The sequence below is a fragment of the Acidiplasma cupricumulans genome (assembly GCF_001402935.1).
In the GTDB taxonomy this organism is placed as follows: Archaea; Thermoplasmatota; Thermoplasmata; order Thermoplasmatales; family Thermoplasmataceae; genus Acidiplasma; species Acidiplasma aeolicum.
In genome coordinates this window covers 1-2129 of the sequence record NZ_LKBH01000064.1, presented here as the reverse complement: position 1 = coordinate 2129, position 2129 = coordinate 1, and the positions used below count along the sequence as shown (strand labels likewise).

Sequence of the window (2129 nt, the reverse complement as noted above, 5' to 3'; positions counted from 1 at the left end):
TATTTAATTATTTTATATACATACTATAAAATCTTGAAGCATTATATTTTATTAGCATCACTTTTATATTTAACATACTTTCTATGTTTCTTATTATTATATTCATCAAATATATTGGAATCTATTTATCAAAATAAAATAAAGCCCTAACAGGTGAACCATCACTTTTGCTTAATTTAAGCGGTGCGGTAATTAGTTTTCCTGCTATGTAATCCATGCCTTTAAAATCTATATTTATTAAATTTAACTCTTCAATTATAAATATATCATTTTCAAGAATGTTCTTATGTATGCTAATAATATCAGATAATTTGGTTGTATAAGGCGGTGGGGCTATACTTAAGCCATCAATTCCTATAAGTTTCAGGTTGTTGTATTTTGGTAGTAATCCCGATAAACTTTTGGATATACCCACCCAATTTTTATTATATATATTTGTATCGTCTCTTCTTGATGACCATCCAGTATCAAATATAATAGAGTTAAAATCATTTATTATGTTTTCAAATTTTGCTATGTCCTCTACTATTATCTGATCACCAGGTTTTTTGTTTGTTAAGTCCAATATAATACATTTCGTAATTACATAGTTTATATCAAAATCTTCTATAAATTTACCAGAACTAAATATATGATAGGGAGCATCCATATGGGTACCATGATGAGTTAATATATTCACTAATGTAGAATTAGCTCCGTCTGATTCAATACTACCAAATTTAGACATTGTAAATTCTGGTAAACCAGGATATACAGGCATTTTATTAATTAATGTATGCGTTATATCTATTATTTCCATGTTTTATCACCAATCAAGTAGATATGCTTTCTAACTCTTCATCGGGTTTTATATTTTTACCCAATATCATAACAGTAGATCCAAATGGTAAAATAACCGCAAGTATGATCCATGTTATGGGGATACTAGAAGTAAGTGATAAAATTCCTGAAAATAGAAAACCACCTATAGCATATGATGCTGCTATTAACGCCATGATAAAAGATGTTGCTGAACCCCTAGCCCTAGTAGGAAATGATTCAGATGCATACATAAATCCTACAGATGCAAATGTCCCATTGCTAAAGAAATATAAGAATATGTATGGTATCAATATGGAATAGAAATATCCAGGTACGGCGACTATATAGAATATTAGGGCAGTGAAAGGCATTAATATGCTGCTCATTACCCATGCATTCCTTCTACCTATTATCTGTCCATACCACCCTGCAATTGGGTATGCAAAAAATCCTATTCCAGAAGCTATTAATAATATTGTAGCAGATTGGGTATCATTTAATTTATAGTAAGATGTAAAAATTAACGCAATTACTACGTTAGTTGTAACGAAAGAAAATGTATAAAGCATCCATCCTAAATTCACTATTGTGAATTGCTTTCTTAGATCTTTATTAAAAAGTTGCTTATATGGGAATTCCTTTGCCTCATTTTTATTTACTGCATATTTTGGTTTAGTGTCTTCAGTTATAGTCTTTTTAAGGTCTTTAAATCTATCACTTTCTTTTACTCTGAATCTAGCAATAATTACAGCGATTAATGGTATTAAACCTAATAAATAAAGACCTCTCCAACCTATTTTGCTGACAAGAAGCAAATAAGCAGCAGATGATATAAATAAGCCTATTGGCCAACCACCTTGTATAAACCCATAAAGTATACCACGTAATTTTGGTGAGGACTCCTCAGTAACAATAGTTAAACCGGTTGGTAATTCTCCAAATGCACTACCATCCGCAATAAATCTTACTCCCATAAATTGAAGAAAATTTACAACTAAATAAGTAAATCCAGTAAATATGGCGGATACTGTTAAAACAATTTGAAACATCACCTTTCTTCCAAACTTATCAATTAAAGGACCATAAATCAGCACCATCACAAACATTCCCAAGTATATTACGCCGGTAATTAATCCAGCTTCTTCTGTTGTAAAATGCAAACTTTTAGATATTAGAGGTAAAGTTGGTGTCATTATATTAAAATCAAAGGAAGCCAGCATCCAGCCAGCCATAGCCACAACAGTGAGATAAATAATATACCTGTTCTTAGTTTTATTCATAAATATGTAACCTTTTTGTTAATATATATGTTTTTCCGCATATGTCTA

General features: G+C 30.4%; 2 protein-coding genes. Both read right to left on the bottom strand.

Annotated features, from left to right (window positions below; translation table 11 throughout):
* Nucleotides 1–121: 121 nt before the first annotated feature.
* On the bottom strand, nucleotides 122–799 hold the full coding sequence (locus tag AOG55_RS02085; RefSeq protein WP_055040836.1) for a cyclase family protein: 678 nt from the start codon (nucleotides 797–799) through the stop codon (nucleotides 122–124).
* Nucleotides 800–812: 13 nt separating this feature from the next.
* The gene (locus AOG55_RS02080) at nucleotides 813–2081 is read right to left on the bottom strand and encodes an MFS transporter (protein ID WP_055040835.1); all 1269 of its coding nucleotides are present in this window, start codon (nucleotides 2079–2081) and stop codon (nucleotides 813–815) included.
* Nucleotides 2082–2129 lie beyond the last annotated feature (48 nt).